Raw genomic sequence first — 16463 nt, 5'->3', positions numbered from 1 at the left:
GGTCGGGCTCCGATCGTGGGACGGGTCAGCCGGCGTCCGGCCAGTACAGGCGCATCGGGTTGTCGACCAGGAGCCGTCGCCGCAGCTCCGGTGTCGCCGCGATGTGCGGGACGAAGTCGACGAGCAGGCCGTCGTCGGGCATGTGGGCGGCGAGGTTCGGGTGCGGCCAGTCCGTGCCCCACAGCACCCGGTCGGGGAACTCCTCGACCACGCGGCGGGCGAAGGGGACCACGTCGCGGTAGGCCGACCGCTCGCCGTCGAGGGCCGGCGGGCCGCTCGAGGACAGCCGCTCGGGGCAGGTCACCTTGCACCAGATGTCCGGCCCGGCCCGCATGAGGTCCAGGAACGCCTCGAACTCGGGGCCGTACGGGTCCTTGGTGACATCGGGTCGGCCCATGTGGTCGACGACCAGCGGAACCGGTACCGACAGGAAGAGGTCGCGCAGGTCGGCGAGGTCGGACGCCTCGAAGTAGACGACGACGTGCCACCCGTAGGGGGCGATCCGCTCGGCGAGGTCCCGCAGGTCGTGGTGCGGCGCCGCGTCGGCGAGCCGCTTGAGGAAGGTGAACCGCACGCCGCGCACCCCGGCCTCGTGCAGCTCCCGCAGCTCGGCGTCGCGGACCTCCGGCCGCACGGTCGCCACGCCCCGGGCCAGCCCTCCCGAGGACCGCAGGGCATCGACCATGGCACTGTTGTCGGCGCCGTGGCAGGTCGCCTGGACCACGACGTTGCGGGTGAAGCCCAGGTGGTCGCGCAGGGCGAAGAGCTGCTCCTTGGAGGCGTCGCACGGGGTGTACTTGCGCTCCGGCGCGAACGGGAACGCGGCCCCCGGGCCGAACACGTGGCAGTGCGCGTCGACGGCCCCCTCGGGCAGCCGCAGCCGCGGCCCGCTCGGATCGGCGTACCAGTCCAGCCAGCCCGGGGTCTTCTCGAAGCCCGTCATCGTCAGTCCTCGTAGCGCAGGCCGAGCTCGGCCAGCGGGCCGCGCATGGCGTACATGTCCAGGCCCAGTTCGCCCGCGCGGAACCGCACCCGTTTGCCCTCCTCGCCCGCCTCGCGCCGGGTGGCCGCCCCGGCGACCTCGGCGGCCCGTTCGCGCGGCACCACCACGACGCCGTCGCGGTCCGCCACGACGACGTCGCCCGGCCTGACCAGGGCGTTGGCGCAGACCACCGGCACGTTGACCGAACCGAGGGTGGCCTTGACCGTGCCCTTGGCGTTGACCGCGCGGGCGAAGACCGGGAAGTCCATCTCCTCCAGCTCGGCCACGTCGCGCACGCCCGCGTCGATGACCAGGCCCCGGCCGCCACGGGCGCGGAAGGAGGTGGCGAGCAGTTCGCCGAAGAAGCCGTCCTCGCTCTCCGTCGTGCAGGCCGCGACCACCACGTCCCCGTCCTCGATCTGCTCGGCGGCGACGTGGAGCATCCAGTTGTCGCCGGGTTGCAGCAGCACGGTCACCGCCGTCCCGCACAGGCGGGCCCGGGCGTAGGCGGGGCGCAGGTACGGGCGCATCAGCCCCACCCGGCCCATCGCCTCGTGGAGGGTCGCGACGCCGAACGCCGACAGCGCTGCCACGTCCTTCGGGTCGGCGCGGGTGATCGCGGTGTGGACGACACCGAGCCGGGTGTGTTCCATGGGTGCGTCTCCTGGGGCAGGGGGTCAGCGGCCGGCGGCGGTGAGCCGGGCGGCGAGTCGGGGGTGGACGCGCAGGGCGTTGCCGCAGTAGACGGCGGCCCGTTCCTCGTGGGTGAGGTGCGCGGTGGCCTCCACGTACCGCTTCGTGTCGTCGAAGTGGTGGCCGGTGCGCGGGTCGACGTCGCGGACCGCGCCGATCATCTCGCTGGCGAACAGCAGGGACCGGCTGGGCACCACCCGGGTGAGCAGGTCGATGCCGGGCTGGTGGTACACGCAGGTGTCGAAGAAGACGTTGTCCAGCAGCGTCTCCGGGTCCGGCCGGCCCAGCGCCATCGCCAGACCGCGGAAGCGACCCCAGTGGTAGGGCACCGCGCCGCCGCCGTGGGGGATCACGAACCGCAGCGACGGGAAGTCGGCGAACAGGTCGCCCTGGACCAGCTGCATGAACGCCGTGGTGTCCGCGTTCAGGTAATGGGCGCCCGTCGTGTGGAAGGCAGGGTTGCAGGAGGTGCTGACGTGGATCATCGCGGGGACGTCGTAGGCGACCAGCGCCTCGTAGAGCGGGTACCAGCCGCGGTCCGTCAGCGGGGGCGCGGTCCACCTGCCGCCCGACGGATCGGGGTTGAGGTTGACCGACACCGCGCCGAGTTCCTCGACCGCGCGGCGCAGTTCGGGCAGGCAGGCGGCCGGGTCGACGCCCGGCGACTGCGGCAGCATGGCGCCCATCGCGAAGCGGTCGGGGTAGAGCCCGCTGACGCGGTGGACCAGATCGTTGCAGATCCGCGCCCACGTCGCGGAGACCCGGAAGTCGCCGATGTGGTGGGCCATGAAGCTGGCCCGCGGGGAGAAGATCGTCAGGTCGCTGCCCCGCTCGTCCATGAGGCGCAACTGGTTGCCCTCGACGGCCTCGCGGAGGTCGTCGTCGGTGATGACGAGGTCGTCGGGACGGGGCGCGTCCGCGGGGGAGCCGACCGCCGCGACCTGCCGCTCACGCCACCGGGCCAGCTGCGGCGGCGCCGTGGTGAAGTGGCCGTGGCAGTCGATGATCATGGCTTGTCCCCTCGGGATCGTCGGGGCCGCCGGGGTCGGCCCCGGGAGCCGACGGGCCAGCCCGTGTACTGCTCGGCGAGATAGGTGCGGCCGGCGCGCGTGCCCACCACGCCGTCGAGCTCGCCGAGTTGGCGGCGCAGGTCGAACGGGGTGGCGCCGGGCGGGGTGTGCAGCAGCCGGGTCATCCAGTGGGAGAAGCTCTGCGCCCGCCAGATCCGTCGCAGCGCGCGCGGCTGGTAGTCCTCCAGCGCGGCCTCGCCCGGGGCGGCGAGCGCCCGCAGGAGGACGTCGGCCAGGACCTTCACGTCGTGCAGCGCGAGATTGAGTCCGCGGGCGCCGGTCGGCGGCACGGTGTGCGCGGCGTCCCCGGCGAGCACCATCGAGCCCCAGCGCATCGGCTCCTGCACGAACGAGCGGAACCGCAGCACCGTCTTGTCCAGGATCGGGCCCTCCCGGAGGCGGAAGCCGTCCTCGCCGGCCACCCGGGCCTGGAGCGTCTCCCAGACGCGGTCGTCCGGCCAGGCGCCCGTGGACTCGTCCGGGGAGCACTGGAAGTACATCCGCTGCACGGCCTCGGTCCGCCGGCTGATCAGCGCGAAGCCGTGCCCGGAATGGGCGTAGACCAGCTCGGGTGCGCTCGGCGGTGCCTCGGCCATGACGCCGAACCACGCGAAGGGGTACTCCTTGCCGTACCGCACCCGCCGGTCCTCGGGGACGAGGCCCCGGCACATGCCGCGGGAGCCGTCCGCACCGACCACGTACCGTGCGCGGACCTCGTGCCGGGTTCCGTCGGCCGCGGTGTACCGGACCCGCGGCGCGCGGGTGGTGACGTCGAGGACCTCGGTGTCCGCGACCCCGAAGTGGACCGTGCCGCCGTCGCGGTCCCGCGCGTCGGCCAGGTCGATGAACACGTCGGTCTGCGGGTAGAGCCACACCGACTCGCCGACCAGCGCCTTGAAGTCGATCCTGTGCGCCCGGCCGCCGAACCGCAGCTCGGTGCCTTCGTGTTCGTGGCCGTCGCGCAGGATCCGGTCGCTGACGCCGGTCTCGACCAGGTCCCGGGCCGCGTCGGCCTCCAGGATGCCGGCCCGCTGCGTCGTCTCGATCTCGTGCCGGGAGCGGGTGTCGACCACGATCGTGTCGACTCCGGCCCGCCCCAGCCGGTGAGCGAGCATCAGACCGGCGGGACCGGCGCCGAGGACCGCGACGGGAACCGGGGAAACGGTGTCGACGACGGCGTCGGCCATGGCATCTCCTGAGCAACGATGGACGTTTCGCACACGTCGAACGTTGGCACCCGGGGCCGTGGCCGGTCTCCGGCGTTTCCGTCAGGCGGAAGCCCGTTCGGATCTCAGGGAGCGGGGCGGGTGCGGCGGCCGAGCTCGGCGGAGATCTCGTGCGCGGCCCTCAGGAGCGGCTCGCGCAGTCCGCGCGCACGGCTCGCCCCACGTGCCGCGATCACGATCCCGAGCGCGGCGCCGACCTGCCCGTTGCGGCCGATCCGCACGGGCGCGGCCACCGCGACGGTGCTCTCCGAGAGCTGCCGGTCACTGACGAAGACCTGTTCGCGGCGGATGCGGCCCAGCTGCGCGCGCAGCGTCCTGGGGTCGGTGACGGTGTGCGGGGTCCAGGCCCGCAGCGGCGATCCGAGGACCTCCTCCTGGAGGTCCGGCGGCGCGTGGGCGAGCAGCACCCGCCCCATCCCGGTGGAGCCGATCGGGAAGCGGGCTCCCACCATCGTCATCAGCTCCACCGACCGGTGCCCGGCGATCCGCTCGACGAACACCAGCTCCGTGCCCTCGCGCACCGCGAGTTGGATGTTCTCGTGGGTCGCCTCGTAGAGGTCCTGCATGAAGGGCAGCGCCACGTCGCGCAGGATCTGGGTGCGCGGACACCCCGAGGCGATCTCCCAGAGCCGCAGCCCGACGTGCCACGACCCGTCCTCCCCGCGCTCCAGCGCTCCCCACGCCGCCAGTTCGGCCACCACGCGGTGGGTCGTGCTCAGGGCCAGGCCGGTGCGCTGGGCGATCTCCGACAGTGTCTGCGACGTGTGCTCGCGGTCGAAGGCCGCGAGGACGTCGAGGACCTTTCCGGCCGCCGTGCTCCGGGTTGCGCTCACCCGGTCAGTTTCGCAGACCCGCGTCGAGCGGCCCCGACGGGCGCCGTACGCTCTGCCGGACACCAAGGAGGCGACGTGAACACAGCGATCTGCGGGCTGTCCTCGATGGCGACACGGCTGCTGCTGGCCGAGCTGTCCGAGCGGATCCGGCTCGAGCGCGGGCTCGCCGTGCGCTTCGAGGCCGCCGGTGGGGTCGACATCGCACGGCGGGTGCGCGAGGGCGCCGAGGCCGACCTGCTCGTGCTCGCCGACGGGGCGTTGACCGCGCTGGCGCAGGAGGGCCACCTCCTGGTGGGCACGGCGCGGCCGCTGTGGACCTCCCAGGTCGTGGCCGCCGTACCGGCGGGATCACCGGTTCCGCCGCTCGACTCGGACGCCGACCTGCGGGCCGCTCTGCGGTCCGCGAGGAAGATCGCCTACTCCACCGGTCCGAGCGGGACGGCCCTGCTCGATCTGATCGGCCGACTGGGTCTCGCCGACGCGCTCGCCGGTCGGTTGGTCCAGGCACCGCCGGGCGTGCCGGTCGGCAGCCTGCTGTCCGGCGGCCGGGCCGACTTGGCGTTTCAGCAGCACAGCGAGCTGATGGACCTGCCGGGCGTCACCATCGCCGGACCGCTGCCGGGGGACACCGCCATCACCTCGACGTTCAGCGGGGGCGTACTGGCCTCGGCCTCCCGGCCCGGCCCCGCCCTCGAGGTCCTCGACTTCTTCGGCTCCGGCACGGGGGCCGAGATCGCCCGGGCCAGGGGCATGCGGGCTTCGGGGGACAGCGGTGAGGGGTGCTCGGGACCGCCGGACGGCAGCTCCGCATCCTGAGGGAGGCGACGCGGGAGCCGTCCGTGCGTCGCGGCCGCCCGTCGTTGCCGGGCTCCGCCTGAGCCGTGCCCGCGCCCGTGACACCGGCCCCACCGGGACCGGCCGCCCGAGGTCCCGGCCGGGCAGGCGCGCCTCCCCGGAGCGTCAGGGCCCCTGCGCGCCGAACACCGCGATCGGCGCGCAGGGGTCTCCTGCGGTGGGCCCCGTGGCGGAGGAGCCGCTCTCGCGCCCGGGGCCTGTGCCCGTCAGTCAACCAATCGCCGACCCGGTGGGACGACTGGATCCGGACACGGAAACGGGCAGGTGGGGCCCGTGCGGATCCGGTGGATCACCCAAGAGGCGGACCTGCCGCGAGGACCGGCAGGTACGGGACGGCATGCCGCGGCGGCTGCCGAGGTGCGGAAAATCCCCTCCGTTCCGCCTCTTCACATCGGCCCGCGCACATGCGGGGCGAGTCGGTGATTTCGCCAGGGCATTTGCTGCCGCTCGACCGATCGGGGCGCCGCATTTGCCCTGTGGAGACCCGTCGTCCAGCAGGGGAGTCGATCACGGGGGCGAGGCGAAAGTCCCAGTTCAGAGGCCATGTTCGAATGCGCGAGCCACTTACGGCCATTTGGCTGGTGAATGCGATGCAGCCGTGTGGAGCATGATTTTTCATCGGGTAATGTCGAAGATGACGCAGGTCACAGAACGGCCTGCATTTTCGTTTCCTATTGTGTGAGGCGTGTTTTCCATGAGCCTGTCCATCCGCAACCAGATCGCCGGCACCGTCACCGCCGTCACCACGGGCGAGGCCATGGCCTCGGTGAAGGTGCGCCTCGCCGGTGGCCAGGACATCACCGCCGCGATCACCACCGACGCGGTCAAGGACCTGGGCCTGGCGCAGGGCTCCGCCGTCAAGGCGCTCGTCAAGTCCACCGAGGTCGCCCTCGCCACCGGCCCCGTCGAGGGCATCTCCATCCGCAACCAGATCCCGGGCACCGTCACCGACGTCGCGACCGGCGGCGCCATGGGCTCCGTCAAGGTCTCCGTCGAGGGCGGCGAACTCACCGCCGCGATCACCAAGGACGCCGTCGAGGCCCTCGGTCTCGCCGCCGGATCCTCCGTCGTCGCGCTGATCAAGGCGACCGAGGTCTCCCTCTCCGCCGTCTGATCGTTTCCGCACCGAAGGTGAGCCGCTCTGCGAGCAGTTCAGGCCATCCTTCGTGCCGGAGGGCCGTCCCGGTGTCACGATCGCGTGCATGACGACACCTCCGCAGGACGCGCCCCCGGCGTGGGACGACCTCCTTCGTACGGGCACGGGCCCGGTGCAGCAGACGTTCCTGGACCTCGTCAGGGCCACGCGCGACTACGAGGGCTACAGCCCGGACCTCGTCTCGGGGCTCCTGCAGACGCCCGGGTACGCGGCGGCCGTGCTGCGCCTCGTCGTGGACTTCTACGGGACCCCGGACGACGTCGAGGCAGGGGTGGCCGCCCGTACGGCCCGCGCGCGGTACATCGGCCGGGACGGGCGGACCTTCCACATCCTGCTCGGCGAACAGGCCCTGTACACCCACCTCGGCGGCCCCGAGGTCATGCGGGGCCAGCTGCGCCGACTGCTGGACGCGACGGACCTGCCGGGCCTGTCCCTGGGGATCGTCCCGGCCCGGGCCCGCCTCCTGGTCCATCCGGGAGGCGGGTTCTCGATCTTCGACGACCGCAGGGTCGAGGTCGAGGGGTACCGCGGGGCCGAGACGATCACGGACGAGGGCCGGGTCTCCCCGTTCCGCAAGGCGTTCGCGCTCCTGCGGCCCTCGGCCGTCTACGGCCCGGCCGCACGCGACCTGATCGCGAAGGCGTCCGCGACGACCTGACGCCGCCGGGGCGTCGAGGCCCCGAGGCCCCGGACGGCGGCTTCGGCCGGGCGGGTCACCGCTGCGGCAGGCGGGGGGTGCGCGGCGGGGGCGTGCGTCGGGTGCCGGTCCTCTCGAAGGCGGCGGCCAGGGTCAGCAGGGCGTTGTCGTCGTAGGCGCGACCGGCGAAGGTCAGGCCGACGGGCATGCCGATGTCCGCCATGGTGCCCATGGGCACGGTCACGGTCGGGATGCCGAGGTGGCGGGGGACCAGGTTGCCGTTCGCGACCCAGACGCCGTTGCGCCAACCGAGGTCGGCGGACGCCGCGTCGACGTTCATGTCCGCGGGGCCCACGTCCGCGACGGCGGGGAAGACCACCGCGTCCAGGCCCAGCCCGTCCATCCACAGCTCCAGGTCGACCCGGCGCGTCTCCTCCAGCCCGCGCAGCCCCTCTTCGAGGAGCGGCATGTCGGCGAGGGAGGCGTACGGGCGCTCGCGCACGAAGCGCGGGTAGTCGCCGACGGTGTCGTCGAAGCCCTCGTAGCGGTCGGGCAGTTCGCCCTCCTGCTTGGGCCAGATGCGGGCGCCGTCGACCTCGGCCAGGGTCGAGAGCGCCGGGTCGCCGTTGGCGCGCAGGAAGTCGTCCCAGGCCCAGGCGGACAGGTCCTCGATCTCGAAGGTGAGGTAGTCGCGGCCGACCAGTCCCCGGGTGAACAGGGAGGGCGCGCCGGGGCGGTCGGACTCGTAGTTCGACACGACGGGGAAGTCGACCTCGACCACCTCGGCGCCGGCGGCCTCCAGGTCGCGGCGGGCCGCCTCCCACAGGGCGATGACCGAAGGCCGGGTGTCCACGCGCTGCCCGGTCTGGCCGCCGATGCCGCCGGTCGGGTTCGTTCCGGCCCCGGGGTCGGCGTTGATGTACATGCGGGGCACGCCGACGCGCTTGCCGGCCAGCGCCTCGGACGCGGCTGCGGCGTCGGCGGGCGCGAGGGCCGGGTAGGAGGCGGGGCGCACCTGTGACGGTGCGGGCAGGGCCACCCACGGCTGCGCGCGCCACAGGTCCCCGCGCGCGTTCGGGTCGTCGGCGACGACGACGTCGAGCAGTTCGAGCAGGTCGGCCATGGTGCGGGTGTGCGGGACGACCACGTCCATGGTCGGTACGAGCGGCCAGTTGCCGCGGGTCGAGATCACGCCGCGGCTCGGGGTGTAGGCGCACAGCGCGTTGTTCGAGGCGGGGGCGCGGCCCGAGGACCAGGTCTCCTCGCCGAGGCCGAACGCGCCGAACGACGCCGCCGTGGCGGTGCCGGAGCCGTTGGAGGACCCGGAGCCGTAGGCGCTGGTGAGCCAGTCGGCGCTGTACGGGCTCTCCGCGCGGCCGTACACGCCGCGCTGCATGCCGCCGTTGGCCATCGGCGGCATGTTGGTCAGGCCGATGAGGACGGCGCCGCCCGCGCGCAGCCGTTCGATGGCGAAGGCGTCGCGCTGTGCGACGAGGTGCTCGAAGGCGGGGGAGCCGGACGCGGCCGTCAGGCCCTTGGCGAGGTAGCTGTCCTTGGCGGTGTACGGGATGCCGTCCAGCGGGCCGAGCGTCTCGCCGCGGGCGCGGCGGGCGTCGGAGGCCTCCGCTTCGGCGCGGGCGTCCGGGTTCATCACGACCATCGCGTTCAGGGCCGTGGCCGTACCGGGCCGGTCGTACGCGTCGATCCGCGCGAGGTAGGCGTCGAGCAGGTCCACCGCGGTGGTCCCGCCCTTCTCCAGCGCCGTGCGCAGGTCGGCGACGGAGGTCTCCACAACATCGAATCGGCGCGTCATACGACTGTCTCCCGGAATGGCGGAACTGACTAGATTTTCAGTCTAGAGCAATAATCTAGACTAAGAATCTAACCCCATCGAACCGAGGTGTGCTCATGTCGACGTCAGAGGCCTGGCCGGCCCGGCCTCCGGTGGACCGGAAGCGTCAGCCCAGCGGGGACGAAGCGCGGGGGCGGGCGATGCGGGCCGCCATCAGCGTGATCGCGGAGAAGGGCACCGCGGGCCTGAGGATGTCGGACATCGCCGCGCGGGCCGGGATGAGCACCGGGCACATCCTCTACCACTTCGGCAAGAAGGACCGGCTGCTGCTCGAGGTCCTCGCCTGGAGCCAGGCGGACCTCTGGGACGGCTTCGAGCGGGCCACCGAGCGGGCCGCGTCCCCCGCCGAGAAGCTGGACCTGTTCGTCCGCGCCTACCTGCCCCGCCACCAGGGCGACGAACGCTACGCGCTGTGGACGCAGGTGCTGGCCCAGCGCCACGACGAGGCGGGTCGGCGCACCCTCACCGCCCTGCTGGACGGCTGGGACGAGCGACTGGAGGCCATCCTCCGCGAGGGTCGGGACCTGGGGCACTTCGCCGAGGTGGACCTTCCCGAGTTCACCATCCGGGCCGTGGCCATGCTGAGCGGCCTCTCCGAGGACGTGATGTTCGGGCGGTCCCGCTGGCAGGACACCTCCGCGCACGCCTTCGCCCTGTCCGCCCTCGAACGGGAACTGCGCCCGACCGGGCGGGCGTGACGACGTACGCGGAGCCGCCGCAGTGCTAGGCGCAGGCCCCGGCAGGGACCCCGGCGTGGTGGGCGATCCGCATCCTGGTCCCGGCGAACTCCACCGTCTCGCCCGGCAGGATGAGCAGCCCCGACTCGCCGTCGGGGGCGGACCCGACCGGTCGGACCTGGACCGCCGGGCCCAGGCCCCCGGCCATGAACACCATCGGGTCCACCTCCCAGCCGTGGTCGGCCAGCCAGCGCTCCAATGCCGCGCTGTCCGCCGCCTCCGCCCCGCGAGGCCATGCGTACGCAGTCGTGCTCTCCATGCCTACCCCCTGTAGCTGATGGGACCACCGGCCCAGATGGTGCCACCTGCCTCTGACAGTGCCCCTGGGGTTTACGGGGTCACAACTCGCGTGTCAGCGGCTTCCCTTGGGGCTTCAAGGTGGGATGTCGTTTCGCCCTGCGGATCGAAGTGCCTTCTGGTGCCCCCGCCTTGGAAGCTGGGCATGCGGAGTGTGGGCGACACCACTCGAAGGTGGTGAGGCGTGGCGCCGTCGGGCCCGGCGGAATGGGCGGCTCCGCCCGTTGCGGCGCCAGTTCGCGTCAACTCCCTCTTTGGAGCGGCGAGTTGGAGTGCGCTGACCTATCTTCTAGGGGCCCGCAGCGGTTCACTTTTCGCCCAGGAGTTCCGATTGCATCCCAGACGCACCGGCACCAGCGCCCGCACCCGTACCGGCATCCGCACCCGTACCCGTACCCGCGCCCTGACCCTTTCCCGAGCTCTGCGCCGCTCCCATCTGCTCATCGCCTTCGCCCTCGGCTCGCTGCTCGTCGGCATCACCCCCCTGCTCGGTGTGGCGAGCACCGGGCGCGCCGGTCGGGACCCGGCGCCGCGACCTGCGCCCGTGCCCTTCGACCAGCAGACGGCGAAACAGTCGCCGCACCACGGCGTGGCCCCGGCGAACGCCATGGAACCCACGGCTCCGCTCCTCGACCGGACCGGATGGACGGCCACGGCGAGCGACGAGGAGACCAGCGGGGAGAACGGCCGCGCGGCCAACGTCCTCGACGGGAACGCGGCCACCATCTGGCACAGCAAGTGGTCCGGGACCCCGGCCCCGCTGCCGCACGCCATCACCATCGACATGCACCGCACGGTGGTGGTCTCGGCGCTCCTCTACCAGCCCCGCACCAACGGACCCAACGGGCGCGTCGGTGAGTACGGCATCAGCCTGAGCGCGGACGGCCAGAACTGGGGCGCTCCGGTCGCCACCGGCACCCTCGCGGACGACGCCGGCGCCAAGACCCTCGGATTCGCCCCGCAGGGCGCCCGGTTCGTGCGGCTCACCGCCGCCACCGAGGCCGGCAACCGCGGCCCGTGGAGCTCCGCCGCCGAGCTCAACCTGCTGGGCGACCCCGGAACCCCGGCCGCCACCGTCGACCTGCCCCGGACCGGATGGACGGCCACGGCGAGCGACGAGGAGACCGGCGCGGCGAACGGCCGCGCGGCCAACGTCCTCGACGGTGACGCCGCCACCATCTGGCACAGCAAGTACGCCGGGACCCCGACCCCGCTGCCGCACACCATCACCATCGACACGCACCGCACCACGGCCGTCTCCGCCCTGGTCTACCAGCCCCGCAACGACGGCCCCAACGGGCGGGCGGGCGCCTACACGATCAGCACCAGCACCGACGGCGCCACCTTCGGCGCACCGGTCGCCGCGGGCACCTGGCGCGACGACGACACCGTCAAGACCGCCACCTTCACCCGCACCGAGAACGCCCGCTACATACGCCTGCGCGTGACCAGCGAGGCCGGTGCGCGCGGTCCCTGGACCTCCGCCGCCGAGATACGCCTGAGCGGCCCGGCCGATCCGGCCGCGCACGGCTCCTGGGGCCGGATCACCGGCTTCCCCCTGGTGCCGGTGGCCACCGCCGTCCTGCCCGGTGACAAGCTCCTGGCCTGGTCGGCGTACGCGGTCGACCGCTTCGGCGGCAGCAACGGCTACACGCAGACCGCGATCCTGGACCTGAAGACGGGCAAGGTCACCCAGCGCCGCATCGACAACACCGGCCACGACATGTTCTGCCCGGGCATCGTGATGCTGGCCGACGGCCGGGTCCTGGTCACCGGCGGCAGCAACGCGGAGAAGGCGAGCATCTACGACCCGGCCACCGACGCCTGGTCCGCGACCGCCAGCATGAACATCGCCCGCGGCTACCAGGCCATGACCCTGCTCTCCACCGGTGAGGCCTTCGTCCTCGGCGGTTCCTGGAGCGGAGCCGCGGGCGACAAGGCCGGGGAGGTCTGGTCCCCGGACACCCGCACCTGGCGCAGGCTGCCCGGGGCCCCCGCCCTCCCGGCGATGACGGCCGACCCGGCGGGCGCCTACCGCGCGGACAACCACATGTGGCTGCACGCCACCTCGGGCGGCAAGGTGCTCCAGCTGGGGCCGAGCAAGCAGATGAACTGGATCACGACCGCCGGGAACGGGAGCATCACCTCCGCCGGTGCGCGGGCCGACAGCCAGGACGCCATGACCGGCAACGCCGTCGCGTACGACATCGGCAAGCTGCTCACCCTGGGCGGCTCGCCCGCGTACGAGAAGACGCCCGCCACCCGGCGCGCGTACACCGTCGGCATCGACGGCGACCAGGTCCGGGCCGCGCGCACGGGCGACATGGGGTACGCCTGCGCCTTCGGCAACAGCGTCGTCCTGCCCGACGGCAAGGTCGCCGTCTTCGGCGGGCAGTCGTACCCGGTGCCGTTCAGCGACGCCACGTCCGTACTGACCCCCGAGCTGTGGGACCCGGCGACCGGGAGCTTCACCCAGCTCGCCACCATGGCCATCCCGCGCAACTACCACAGCGTGGCGAACCTGCTGCCCGACGGGCGGATCTTCTCCGGCGGCGGCGGCCTGTGCGGCGACTGCGCCACCAACCACGCCGACGGGGCCGTGTTCACCCCGCCGTACCTGCTGAACGCCGACGGCTCGGCCAAGCCGCGTCCCGTCATCACCGGCGGCGTGCCGCCCCGGGTCGATGCCGGAGCCCGGCTCTCGGTCACGGCCGAGGGATCGGTGGCCTCCTTCGTCCTGATGCGGGCCGCGGCCGCGACCCACTCCACGGACAACGACCAGCGGCGGGTCCCGCTGGTGTCCACGGCCGCGGGCGGCGGCACCTACACGGTCTCCGTCCCGGCGGACAAGGGCGTGGTCCTGCCCGGCACCTACATGCTCTTCGCCCTGGACGCCCAGGGGGTGCCGAGCACCGCCCGCTTCGTCACCGTCGCCTGACGGTCCGGGCGGGGCGTCCCGCGGCGCGGGCCGCGGGGCGCCCCGCCGCGCGCGGACGGAGGGGAGGACCCGGTGGGGTCAGCTGAGCCTTGCCTGTGTGTGCGGGGTCAGGCGGAGGCGGGTGTGGAGGAGGAGGGGGCGGGGGCAGGGGTGGAGGTGGTGCGGCGGGCCAGGGCGTCGGAGGTGCGCACCGTGATGTAGAGGGACGCCACCAGGGTGAGGACGAGCAGGAGGCCCACCGTGAAGATGCTGCCGGTGGAGACGGCGGGCGGGCTGCCCGCCTCGGAGCGGGCGGAGCCGCTGAGGAACGGGACCACGGCCAGGACGGCGACGCCGAGGGCGACCTCGCCCCAGACGACCTTCGGGAAGTGCCGCAGGGTCAGGTGCACGAGCGAGGACGTGTCGTCCGCCGCGCGGGCCTTGGCGATGCGGGGCATCAGCCAGAACTGGTTGAGGCCGCCGGCCGCGACCATGCCGAGCACCAGCAGGATCTTGACCAGGAGGAAGAGTCCGTAGGTCGTCGTCCACAGCTGGCTGATGGCGCCGACGTGCTTCCAGCCCATCCACAGGCCCGAGGTGAGGACGGCGCCGACACAGACGAGGGCGACCAGCGAGAAGCGGCGCCAGACGTCGGCCCACATCAGGCCCGCGCCCTCGCCGAGTCGGCCGCGGGCGGTGGCGAGGGCCGCGAGGAAGGCCAGGCCGCCGATCCAGACCACGCCGCTGACGATGTGCACCTGGCCGAGGACGAGGTCGAGCACCTTGTCCGAGTCCTTGGGCGCGGTGGCCGGCACGGCCCCCACGAGCGTCACCGCGAGGCTCAGGGGCAGGGCGGTCAGGGCCAGCGCGTTCAGGTGCCGGCGGGCCCGGGGGAGGAACAGCGCCATCAAGGTCGCGGAGGTCAGGACCAGGAGGACGTTCTGCGCCGTGTAGATCGTGCCCTGGGCGACCCACGCGCCCTTGGCCGCCGGTGCGCCGAGGAAGTCGCCGATCCGCGCCGGTGAGAGGGCGTCGCCGAACGGCATGCCCTTTCCGGCCCGGGCGAGGCGTGCGGCGAGCTGGAAGTAGCCCGCGACGAGCAGGACGACCCCGGCCCAGGCGAGGTACCCCGCGGTTCTTCGTCCCATGACCTCGGCGTCGCCGTCCCGGGTCGAGGGCGCGCGGAGCGCGGGGCGTACGGACGTGGCGTAGGTGACGGTGGTACCGATCGCTCCCGTCAGGCCGATGAAGTACCCGGCCTTGGTCAGGACGCGCCACAGCGGAGGCGTGGTGTAGCCGGCCGAGGCGGCCATATGTAGGAGCTGCATAAAGGGAAGGCTAACCTAACCTCTCGAACGTGCCCCTGGGGCAAAGGGGACATGGTTGAACCTTTACTCATCTGGCGGAAGAGAGGGTTCCGGGGTCCTTTTCGGGTCTCGCTTGCTTCAAATGAGACATCTTTGTATCGTTTGGGACGAGTGAGGCTCGATTGGTGGAGGCGTGAGCGGTGAAGGAGCCGCGCCGGCCGACCCGTCGAGGTGCTCCTCCGTACCGGCCCGCACCACCACCCGCACCACCGTGAACGGAATCCCCATGCGCACCCGCACGCAGGACCCGCGCCGCTGGATCGTGCTCGCGATCCTCTCCGGCAGCCTCCTGCTCATCTCGATGGACACCACGATCCTCAACGTGGCCTTCCCCTCGCTCGTCGGCGACCTCCAGCCGGGGGCCGTCCAGCAGCTGTGGATCATCGACGTCTACGCGCTCGCGCTGTCCGGACTCCTGGTCACCGCGGGCGCCCTCGGCGACCGGTGGGGGCGCAAGCGGCTCCTCATGGTCGGCTTCGGCATCTTCGCCGTCGCCTCGCTCATCGCCGTCTTCTCCACCGAGGCCTGGCACGTCATCGCCGCCCGCGCGCTGCTCGGCGTCGGCGGCGCGGCGATCATGCCGTCCACCCTGTCGATCCTGCGCGGCGTCTTCACCGACGCCAAGGAGCGCGCCTTCGCCCTCGCCGTCTGGGCGGCGGTCTTCGGCGGCGGCATGGCCTTCGGGCCGGTCGTCGGCGGCCTGCTCGTGCAGGACTTCGGTTGGCACTCCGCCTTCCTCCTGAACCTTCCCGTCGCCGCGGTCATCGTCGCGGCCGGACTGCGCTACCTGCCCGAATCGCGCTCGCCCCGGGCCGCCGGACGATGGGACTGGTGGGGCGTCGGCCAGTCGATCGTCGGCATGCTCGCCCTCGCGGGCGGCATCAAGCAGCTGGGCAAGAGCGGTGTCGCGGAGCCGTTGCCCTGGGCGCTGCTCGTCCTCGCCGCCGTATCGCTGACCGTCTTCGTCCGACGGCAGCTGCGCGTGGACAACCCGCTGCTCCAGGTCCGGCTCTTCGCCAGGCCCGCCTTCAGCGTGGCCGCCACCGCGATCTTCCTGCCGATGGTGGGCATGGGCGCGATCCTGTTCCTGGTCACCCAGTGGTTCCAGTACGGCCAGGGGTACACGCCGCTGGAGGCCGGCCTGCGCCTGCTGCCCGCGCCGCTCGCCCTGATCGGCGCCTCGATGGTGGCCCCCGCCCTCATGCAGCGCTTCGCGATCCGGCACGTCCTCGGCGCCGCGCTGGTGGTGCTCGCCGCGGGCATGGCCCTGCCGTGGGGCCTCCAGCAGTTCTCGGACCTCGGCTACCCCGCCTTCGCCGCGGCCCTGACGGTCATGGGCCTGGGCGCGGGCCTCGCCACCACGGTCGCGTCGGTGACCCTGATGTCGTCGGCGCCCGCCGACGAGGTCTCCAGCGCGGCCGCCATCGAGGAGACCTGCTACGAACTCGGCTCGGCCATGGGCGTGGCCATCCTCGGCTCCACGGCCGCCGCGCTCTACCGGGCGAACCTTCCCGCGCTGGACCTGGACGGCTCGACGCTCGGCGCCGTACGGGCCTCCGTGGGCGAGGCCGCGCACGCCGCGGAGCGGCTCGGCGGCAGCGCCGGGCAGGCCCTGCTCGACGCCGCCTCACAGGCCTACACCCTGGCCATCACCCCGGCGTTCCTCCTGGCCGGTGGCCTCGCGGTGATCGCGGCCGTCACCACCTGGAAGCTGATCCCGCGAGACCTGCGGCCCACCGAGAACCACTAGGGCGTGTTTCGAAAGTAGCGCCGGGCGCCCGAAGGGCGCGGCTCGCGGCGTCTGGTGCCGTGCATCGCAAGGCGGAGGATCGCCCGCCTAC

The 16463-nt window shown here is 72.9% G+C and carries 14 protein-coding genes; 6 read left to right on the top strand and 8 right to left on the bottom strand.

Annotation, left to right across the window (positions count from 1 at the left end; all coding sequences use genetic code 11):
- Window positions 1-25: 25 nt before the first annotated feature.
- The 5 genes from ACFWAR_RS01275 to ACFWAR_RS01255 form a co-directional block, all read right to left on the bottom strand.
- Window positions 26-943 carry an amidohydrolase family protein gene (locus ACFWAR_RS01275; RefSeq protein WP_385772193.1) on the bottom strand — a complete coding sequence of 306 codons (918 nt, stop codon included), beginning with the start codon at window positions 941-943 and terminating at the stop codon, window positions 26-28.
- Between the two features lie 2 nt (window positions 944-945).
- Window positions 946-1635, bottom strand: coding sequence for a 4-carboxy-4-hydroxy-2-oxoadipate aldolase/oxaloacetate decarboxylase (ligK, locus tag ACFWAR_RS01270; RefSeq protein WP_385772192.1), 690 nt, complete (start codon window positions 1633-1635; stop codon window positions 946-948).
- A 24-nt stretch (window positions 1636-1659) separates the two neighbouring features.
- Complete coding sequence (locus tag ACFWAR_RS01265) at window positions 1660-2685, bottom strand: amidohydrolase family protein (RefSeq protein ID WP_385772191.1); 1026 nt, start codon at window positions 2683-2685, stop codon at window positions 1660-1662.
- Window positions 2682-3932 carry a 4-hydroxybenzoate 3-monooxygenase gene (locus ACFWAR_RS01260; RefSeq protein WP_385772190.1) on the bottom strand — a complete coding sequence of 417 codons (1251 nt, stop codon included), beginning with the start codon at window positions 3930-3932 and terminating at the stop codon, window positions 2682-2684. The genes ACFWAR_RS01265 and ACFWAR_RS01260 overlap by 4 nt, the downstream gene beginning before the upstream one ends.
- Window positions 3933-4036: 104 nt before the next feature.
- On the bottom strand, window positions 4037-4804 hold the full coding sequence (locus tag ACFWAR_RS01255; protein WP_385772189.1) for an IclR family transcriptional regulator: 768 nt from the start codon (window positions 4802-4804) through the stop codon (window positions 4037-4039).
- A 75-nt stretch (window positions 4805-4879) separates the two neighbouring features.
- Here ACFWAR_RS01255 and ACFWAR_RS01250 point away from each other — a divergent pair, with 75 nt between their 5' ends.
- The 3 genes from ACFWAR_RS01250 to ACFWAR_RS01240 all read left to right on the top strand — a co-directional run bounded on the left by ACFWAR_RS01250 (window position 4880) and on the right by ACFWAR_RS01240 (window position 7473).
- Window positions 4880-5620 (top strand): substrate-binding domain-containing protein, encoded by a 741-nt coding sequence (locus ACFWAR_RS01250; protein WP_385772188.1) that lies wholly within the window; start codon window positions 4880-4882, stop codon window positions 5618-5620.
- Between the two features lie 733 nt (window positions 5621-6353).
- A complete protein-coding gene (locus ACFWAR_RS01245) occupies window positions 6354-6773 on the top strand; it encodes a molybdopterin-binding protein (RefSeq protein ID WP_385772187.1) in 420 nt (139 codons plus the stop codon).
- Window positions 6774-6861: 88 nt separating this feature from the next.
- Window positions 6862-7473 (top strand): DUF5753 domain-containing protein, encoded by a 612-nt coding sequence (locus tag ACFWAR_RS01240; protein WP_385772186.1) that lies wholly within the window; start codon window positions 6862-6864, stop codon window positions 7471-7473.
- A 55-nt stretch (window positions 7474-7528) separates the two neighbouring features.
- On the opposite strand, the gene ACFWAR_RS01235 is transcribed toward ACFWAR_RS01240, so the two are convergent.
- Window positions 7529-9265, bottom strand: coding sequence for an amidase (locus ACFWAR_RS01235; RefSeq protein ID WP_385772185.1), 1737 nt, complete (start codon window positions 9263-9265; stop codon window positions 7529-7531).
- A 95-nt stretch (window positions 9266-9360) separates the two neighbouring features.
- On the opposite strand from ACFWAR_RS01235, the gene ACFWAR_RS01230 reads away from it, so the two are divergent.
- On the top strand, window positions 9361-10002 hold the full coding sequence (locus ACFWAR_RS01230) for a TetR/AcrR family transcriptional regulator (RefSeq protein WP_385772184.1): 642 nt from the start codon (window positions 9361-9363) through the stop codon (window positions 10000-10002).
- Window positions 10003-10027: 25 nt separating this feature from the next.
- On the opposite strand, the gene ACFWAR_RS01225 is transcribed toward ACFWAR_RS01230, so the two are convergent.
- The gene (locus ACFWAR_RS01225; protein ID WP_385772183.1) at window positions 10028-10300 is read right to left on the bottom strand and encodes a hypothetical protein; all 273 of its coding nucleotides are present in this window, start codon (window positions 10298-10300) and stop codon (window positions 10028-10030) included.
- A 369-nt stretch (window positions 10301-10669) separates the two neighbouring features.
- Here ACFWAR_RS01225 and ACFWAR_RS01220 point away from each other — a divergent pair, with 369 nt between their 5' ends.
- Entirely contained in the window at window positions 10670-13276 is a 2607-nt protein-coding gene (locus tag ACFWAR_RS01220) for a discoidin domain-containing protein (RefSeq protein WP_385772182.1), read from the top strand.
- A 107-nt stretch (window positions 13277-13383) separates the two neighbouring features.
- Here the strand turns inward: ACFWAR_RS01220 and ACFWAR_RS01215 are convergent, their stop codons facing one another.
- Complete coding sequence (locus tag ACFWAR_RS01215; RefSeq protein ID WP_385772181.1) at window positions 13384-14583, bottom strand: copper resistance D family protein; 1200 nt, start codon at window positions 14581-14583, stop codon at window positions 13384-13386.
- A gap of 172 nt (window positions 14584-14755) precedes the next feature.
- Between ACFWAR_RS01215 and ACFWAR_RS01210 the strand changes: the two genes are divergently transcribed.
- Window positions 14756-16372 carry an MFS transporter gene (locus tag ACFWAR_RS01210; protein ID WP_385772180.1) on the top strand — a complete coding sequence of 539 codons (1617 nt, stop codon included), beginning with the start codon at window positions 14756-14758 and terminating at the stop codon, window positions 16370-16372.
- Window positions 16373-16463 lie beyond the last annotated feature (91 nt).

The organism is Streptomyces sp. NPDC059917, from assembly GCF_042730635.1.
GTDB lineage: Bacteria > Actinomycetota > Actinomycetes > Streptomycetales > Streptomycetaceae > Streptomyces.
Note: the sequence above shows the minus strand (reverse complement) of the source record. Positions and strands in the feature narration are given on the sequence as shown.